This window comes from Acidovorax sp. BoFeN1, assembly GCF_003345135.1.
In the GTDB taxonomy this organism is placed as follows: domain Bacteria; phylum Pseudomonadota; class Gammaproteobacteria; order Burkholderiales; family Burkholderiaceae_C; genus Acidovorax; species Acidovorax defluvii.
Genome location: NZ_QOZT01000131.1, coordinates 1 through 6,800 on the forward strand (window position 1 = coordinate 1; position 6,800 = coordinate 6,800).

Genomic DNA, 6,800 nt, shown 5'->3' on the forward strand with positions numbered 1-6,800 from the left:
GCGTATACCTGGCCCGGGCGCGGGGCGGTTTTTCAGTCTAGGGGCGTGGGCGTGTGGGGATTTGATGTGTGTCAAGGCGCGGGCATTGGCGGGCCTGCGCGGCCAGGCATGGGCTGCGATCGAATCCCCAGTGGTGTGGGCGTCGGCCAAGGCAATGCCGACGGGGGCAGCCTGTGCATCCCACAGGCAAAACTGCTACTGATTAAATAGCTGCTGGCGCTTTATGGATAAGCGCTGGAGGCCAAAAACACTCAAAAATTAGAGTGCGGTTCCCGCGCTGCGAAGCGACGCCACCGCGTGGGCCACGGCCGTGCCGCTCAGCACCGCGCCCTCCAGCGTGGCGGGGTAGGGGCCTTGCGTGTAGTCGCCGCAGGCCCACAGGCGAGGGGCCAGGGCGCAGGCAGGGCGCTGCAGGGCGGGGGTGCAGGCGAAGGTGGCGCGCTTTTCCACCACGGTCTGCACGGGCCGCAGCCCGGCCAGGCCCAGCTGGCGGGCGGCCTGGTGCAGCACGCCCGCTTCGAGCGTGTCGCGCTCGCCATGGGCATCGCTCACCACAAACGCCAGCAGCCCGGCGGGGCCGCCCAGCTGGCCCCGGTCAAACACAAACTGCGCGGGCTGCCCCGGGCCGGGCCGCAGCGCCAGCATCGGCTGCGGCAACACGGCGGGGGTGCCCGGTGCGGCTTGGGCGTACACCGTGCCGATGGCGGTAAAGCGCAGCGCCTCGGCCGTGGTGGCCCAGGCGTCGAGTGCGCGCGCTTCGGGCGCGGGCAGGCTGGCCTGGGCGGCGCGTGCCAGGCGCGCCGCTTCGGTGCTGGAGGTGGCCAGCACCACCGCGTCAAACAGCTCGCCATCCACCCGCCAGCCTTGCGCAGTGCGCGCCAGCGCTTGCACGCGGCGCCCGGTGTGCACGCGTGCGCCGCGGGCCTGCAGCCACTGCGCAGCGGTTTCGGGGAAAAGCGTGCCCAGGTCGGTGCGCGGCAGCAGCAGGTTGGAGCCGCCCCGGCCGCTGAACAGGCTGTCGCGCAGCACGCGCAAAAACACCTGGCCGCACGCCTCCTGCGAGGGCGTGTTCAGCGCCGATACGCACAGCGGGTCAATGAATTCGGCCATGAGCCGCGGGGGCAGCTTGGCGCACAGCTGCTGCACCGTGGTGCCCGGCGCGCAGCGAAAGCCGTGCACGCGCCACAGCGCGGCGGTGCGCAGCAGGGCCAGCTTGTCGGCCGCCTGCCAGCCCCGCGCACGGGCAATGCCCAGCAGCGCATCCCACGGCGGGGGCAGATCGGGCAGGCGCAGGCCCGTGCCGTCGGGGAAGACCAGGGCCAGCGGCAGGCGCAGCAGCGCGCTATCCACATCCACGCCCACCTGCCGCATGAGGCGCAGGCTTTCCGCATAGGCACCGATGAGGATGTGCTGGCCGTTGTCGAGCACCAGCGGCTCGCCCTGCACGCCGTGGCCGCTGAACGCCCGGGCCCGGCCCCCGGTGGCGCGCGCAGTCTCGAATACGGTTGGTGCAATGCCGGCCTGCGCCAGGCCCACGGCCGCCGCCATGCCGGCCCAGCCTGCACCGATCACCGCCACGTTCATCAAAGGGACGCCTTGGGCCTGCACACCGCTACATCCGGCCCAGTGCCTGCACCTTCCACGCCAGCCAGAACTTGCGCAGCGGCGTGAGGCGGATGCGCTGGTGCAGCACCTGGAAGTTCTCGTGCTCGATCTCGCGCAGCAGCGTGCGGTAGATGTTGGCCATCATCAGGCCGGGCTTTTGCGCGCGGCGGTCGGCATCCGGCAGCAGGGCAAAGGCCTCGTCGTACAGCCGGTGTGCGCGCTCGGCCTGAAACCGCATCAGCGCGGTGAAGCGGTCGGAATACGTGCGCTTCAAGATCTCGTGCGCCTTCACGTCAAACTGCTGCAGCTCGCTCACCGGCAGGTAGATGCGGCCCAGCATCGCGTCTTCGCCCACGTCGCGGATGATGTTGGTGAGCTGGAACGCCAGGCCCAGCGTGTGGGCGTATTCGGTGGTGCGCGGCTCGGTCTGGCCAAAGATGCGCGCCGCCACCTCGCCAACAATGCCCGCCACCAGATGGCAATAGCCCTTCAGACCCGCAAAGTCGAGGTAGCGGGTTTGCTCCAGGTCCATCTGGCAGCCGTCTATCACCGCCTGCAGGTGGCGCTGCTCAATGCCGTAGTCGGCGGTGTGCGGCATTAGCGCCTGCATCACCGGGTGCGTGGGCTGGCCGGCAAAGGCCTTGGCCACCTCAGCCTGCCACCAGGCCAGCTTGGTGCGGGCTACGCCAGGGTCGGTCACTTCATCCACCACATCGTCCACCTCGCGGCAAAACGCATAAAACGCCGTGATGGCCGCGCGGCGCGGCGCGGGAAGGAAGAGAAAGGCGTAATAAAAGCTGCTGCCCGAGGCCACGGCCTTTTGTTGAACGTACTGCTGCGGTGTCATGGGGCGAGATTGTCCCATGGCGCACAGGGCTTGCCGGGGTGACGGGGTTTAAGGTGTTTTTGGCCTCTAGCGCTTGATGGGTAAGCGCGAGCAGCTATTGTTTTGATAGTTTGATCGAAGCGGACGTCGTGGTGTCAACGCCGCTCCTTCTTTTGTGACCTCTTCGCGCACAACCTGGCGTCGTGGTCGTCGCCGTCTTCCGGGGCTGCCGCGTCGTGGCCGTCAGGGTGCTGGTGTCTGCGCGGGCCAGGTGAGGGCTTCGTCTCGGTGCGGCATGCCGGGCTGCAGGCTTGGGGCCTTGGGGCAGAGTGCCGCTGGGCGTTTCTTAGTGGCGGAATTTTCCTTCGCGGGTCACGATGGCCAGGTCGACCAGCGACAGGCCGGTGTGAGTGCCATTGCGGTAGTTCACCTTCAGGCCGTCGATCTGGAGGTCGGCGTCCTTGAGCCCTGCGACAAAGCTGTCACGGGTCGGGTTGGGGCCGGCGCGGCGCAGCGCCTCCACCAGTGCGCGGGCTGTCATGTAGCCTTCCAGACTGCCGTATGAAAAGTCTTCCTTGGGCTTGTAGGCCTTGAAGGCTTCCTGGTAGGCGCGGGTGATCGCGGTCTTGCGCTCCCAGGGGCTGGGCATCACCTGGGCAAAGATCATGTTCTGCGCCAGCGGCCCCAGATGCCTGGCCAGCTGGGTGGAACCCGAGTTGACGCCATAGAACTGGGTGGTCAGCTGCTGTTCGCGCGCTTTGCGGATGATCTTTTCATAGATGCCGGGGCTGCCATGGTTGAACACCATCTGCGCGCCACTGCTGGCGATCTGTTTCACCACGGCGTTGATGCCCGCGTCGTTGATGTCGGATTTGAAGGGCAGGTCGGCCGCCAGTTCCAGTCCGAGAGGCTGGATGATCTTGCGCACGTTGGCCAGGTGCTCCTGCCCCACCGCCGAATCCGAGCGAAGGAAGGCCACGCGTGTCATGCCCAGGTTTTTCGCGTGTGCAAGCAAGGCGCGAAATTCTTCTTTGTGCTCGGCGCGCACAGGAAAAACCAGCGGCTGGTGCGGCGCGCGGAACGTGGGGGAACCGGCCATGGGGCCAAAAAAAGGCACCTTGAGCTCGTTGGTGACCGTCATCACCGCGTTGGACGGCCCACCTTCAATGGAGCCGAACACGATGAAGACCTTGTCTTTTGTAATCAGTTCGCGCGCGTTGGCCTCTGCCTGTGCCGGCTTGTTATCGTCATCCAGCACCTTGACGACGACTTTGCGGTCGGCGATGCCGCCCTGGCGGTTGACCTGCGCGAGGTAGGCCTGGACACCATCGAGCACGGCGACGCCGTAGTCGTTTTTGCCGCCCTGCAGCGTGATGGTTTGGACAATCAGGAGTTGCTGGGCAGAGACGCCGTCTGCGGCGTGAGCGCTGGGAAATGCCAGCACAGTAGTGATGACGGTCGAGAGGAGTCTGCGACGAATCGATGTGTTAATTTTCATAGTAAATTTCTATTTCAGAGCGATTCTACGAAGCCCCAATATCCCCCGCTGGTGTCAGGCATAGACGAGGCCGGGTATCGTGAAACAGCCGACACGCCGCATCCCCGCCAGGGTCAAAGCGAAGGCGTCCATGAACCTTCTGGGGCCAGCATCCGCATGGGGCTGCCGTCGGGCCGGGGCTGCATCAACCGCGCCCTGCTGGTAGGGGCGGGACAGTGGTCAGGAAGGCAGGCTCAATCGCTGCCTCAGCACTCGACCACGTTCACCGCCAGTCCGCCGCGTGAAGTTTCTTTGTACTTGGCTTTCATGTCGGCGCCGGTCTGCATCATGGTCTTGATGACCTTGTCGAGCGAGACCACATGCTGGCCGTCGCCGCGCAGGGCCATGCGGGCGGCGTTGATGGCTTTGATGGCGCCCATGGCGTTGCGCTCGATGCAGGGAATTTGCACCAGCCCACCCACGGGGTCGCAGGTCATGCCCAGGTTGTGCTCCATGCCGATCTCGGCGGCGTTCTCGATCTGCTCAGGGCTGCCGCCCATCACAGCGGCCAGAGCGCCCGCAGCCATGGAGCACGCCACGCCCACTTCGCCCTGGCAGCCTACCTCGGCGCCCGACAGGGATGCGTTTTCTTTGTAAATGATGCCGATGGCGCCAGCGGTCAGAAGAAAGTTGGCAATGCCGTCTTCGCTGGGCTGGCCAGCGCCCTGCAAAAAGTTGACGTAATAGTGCAGCACGGCCGGAATGACGCCCGCTGCGCCGTTGGTGGGCGCGGTGACCACGCGGCCACCGGCGGCGTTTTCTTCGTTGACGGCCATGGCATAAAGATTCACCCAGTCGAGCATGGCGAGCGGGTCCCGCAGCGCGGCCTCGGGGTGGCTGCTGAGGTTTTTGTGCAGCTCGGCAGCGCGGCGGCGTACATGCAGGGGGCCGGGCAATGTGCCGGTGGCGGCGCAGCCGCGCTGCACGGCGCCGGCCATGGTGTGCCAGATGGCCATGAGCTGGCGGCGCACTTCGGCGGCGCTGCGCCAATGCTGCTCGTTGGCGGCCATGAGTTGGGCCATGGTCAGGCCCGTGGCTTTGCATTGCGCCAGCAGTTCGGCCCCGGTGCGAAATGGATGGGGCAGGCCCTGGCCGTGGCCTGCGGCGTCGGGCTGCGCGGTGGCGGCGGTGTTGAGCACGCGCTCGCCCGCCGTGTCAATCACAAAGCCGCCACCCACCGAGTAGTACTCGCGCGTGGCGATGGCGTGGCCCTGTGCGTCCAGCGCGGTAAAGCACATGCCGTTGGGGTGCAGCGGCAGGCTTTTGCGTCGAAACAGCAGGTGGTCTTTTTCGATGAACGGCACGCTATGCTCGCCCAGCAGGGCCAGCGCACCGCTGCTGCGGATCTGCGCAATGGTGGGCGCGATCTGTTCGGGGTCGATGCGGTCGGGCTCGTGCCCGGCCAGGCCCAGCAGCACGGCCCGGTCGGTGCCGTGGCCCACGCCAGTGGCCGAGAGCGAGCCAAACAGCTCCACGGTGACGCAGTGCACCGCCGCCAGCACCCCGCTGGCCCGCAGGTACACGGCAAACTGCCGCGCTGCAATCATGGGCCCCACGGTGTGCGAGCTGGACGGCCCGATGCCAATTTTGAAGAGGTCGAAAACGCTGACGGACAGGGTGGACGAGGACATGGTTGCGAGGCTACCCGGGCGGCCATGCCGCAGCATGCTCGCTATCCCTGCCCTGGGTACGAGGCCTGGGGGAAGTCAGGGCGCGCTGCCCATCAATCGCTTATATATTGATAGCTGCCTGCGCTTGTTGCATAAGGGCTAGAGGCTGTTTTGGCATCAATAGTTGCCGCATGGTGCAGGCAAGGTCAGACGACCTTGCTTCCCATGAATCTTTCTTATCTCGTGTCTTTATCCACCGGGCACCTGGCCGGCCGCGGTTGCCGTGCGCCGGCACTGCCGGCGCCGGGCCTTTTTTGCTCGTGCGGGAAGGGGCGTTGGCGCTACATCACCAGCGCGCGCGCCAGCATCACGCCCCAGTCCCACGCATGCAGGCGCGGGCGGGTGTGAAGGCTGCCGCCCTGCAGGGCATCGACCTTGTCCAGAATGCGCAGGCCGCCTTGCACCACCAGGCGCAGCTCCCACCCCGCGCGGCCGGGCAGGCGGTGGACCAGGGGGGCGCCATGCTCCATGCTGTCGCGAGCCCAGCGGGCGCAGTCGGCAATCAGGCGCGCGTTGTCAGGCGTGCTGTGCAGCGCCTGCAGGTCTGCCGCGCCCGCGCCATGGCGGGCGCAGTCGGCGTGGGGCAGGTAGTGGCGGCCGCGGGGGATGTCCACGGACAGGTCTTGCCAGAAGTTGATCAGTTGCAGGGCGGTGCAGATGGCGTCGCTTTCTTCCAGCGCCTGGGTGCCGGTCACACCATACAGGTGCAGCAGCAGACGGCCCACGGGGTTGGCGGAGCGGCGGCAATAGTCGAGCAGCTCGGCGCGGTCGGCGTAGCCCTGCGCGTCGCGGGCTTTTTCCACGTCCTGGATGAAGGCGCTGAGCAGGTCGTCGAGCAGAGGCACTGGCAGCGCGTGCTTGTTCAGCACGGCTTGCAGCGGGCCGAACACGGCGGCCCAGGGTGCTGCGGGCGTCTGGCCTGCGGCCACGCGGGCCAGTTCGGCGCGGTAGGCGGCGAGCTCTGACAGGCGCTGTGCGGGGGGGGCATCCCCCTCGTCGGCAATGTCGTCGGCCGTGCGGGCAAAGGCGTAGATGGCTGCAATGGGTTGGCGCAGGTGTGGCGGGCACAGCAGCGAGGCGACGGGGAAGTTTTCGTAGTGCGTGACGGGCGCCGCCACCACCGGCGCTGGAGACTGTGGCGCCGTTGCAGCACCGGGGGCAG

The 6,800-nt window shown here is 67.0% G+C and carries 5 protein-coding genes; all 5 read right to left on the minus strand.

Annotation, left to right across the window (positions count from 1 at the left end):
* Positions 1-258: 258 nt before the first annotated feature.
* A complete protein-coding gene (hpnE, locus tag DTW89_RS18280) occupies positions 259-1,584 on the minus strand; it encodes a hydroxysqualene dehydroxylase HpnE (RefSeq protein ID WP_114656971.1) in 1,326 nt (441 codons plus the stop codon).
* A 28-nt stretch (positions 1,585-1,612) separates the two neighbouring features.
* Positions 1,613-2,452 (minus strand): presqualene diphosphate synthase HpnD, encoded by an 840-nt coding sequence (hpnD, locus tag DTW89_RS18285; RefSeq protein WP_114656972.1) that lies wholly within the window; start codon positions 2,450-2,452, stop codon positions 1,613-1,615.
* Positions 2,453-2,777: 325 nt separating this feature from the next.
* Positions 2,778-3,929 (minus strand): ABC transporter substrate-binding protein, encoded by a 1,152-nt coding sequence (locus tag DTW89_RS18290; RefSeq protein WP_114656973.1) that lies wholly within the window; start codon positions 3,927-3,929, stop codon positions 2,778-2,780.
* 245 nt (positions 3,930-4,174) lie between these two features.
* Positions 4,175-5,584: an L-serine ammonia-lyase gene (locus DTW89_RS18295; protein WP_114656974.1), complete on the minus strand. Its 1,410-nt coding sequence runs from the start codon at positions 5,582-5,584 to the stop codon at positions 4,175-4,177.
* A gap of 335 nt (positions 5,585-5,919) precedes the next feature.
* Entirely contained in the window at positions 5,920-6,759 is an 840-nt protein-coding gene (hpnC, locus tag DTW89_RS18300) for a squalene synthase HpnC (RefSeq protein ID WP_236637210.1), read from the minus strand.
* Between the last annotated feature and the right edge of the window lie 41 nt (positions 6,760-6,800).

Bases quoted from the DNA above. Each gene is read 5' to 3' on its own strand.
- hpnE (WP_114656971.1), bottom strand. From the start codon at position 1,584: ATGAACGTGGCGGTGATCGGTGCAGGCTGGGCCGGCATGGCGGCGGCC.
- hpnD (WP_114656972.1), bottom strand. From the start codon at position 2,452: ATGACACCGCAGCAGTACGTTCAACAAAAGGCCGTGGCCTCGGGCAGC.
- DTW89_RS18290 (WP_114656973.1), bottom strand. From the start codon at position 3,929: ATGAAAATTAACACATCGATTCGTCGCAGACTCCTCTCGACCGTCATC.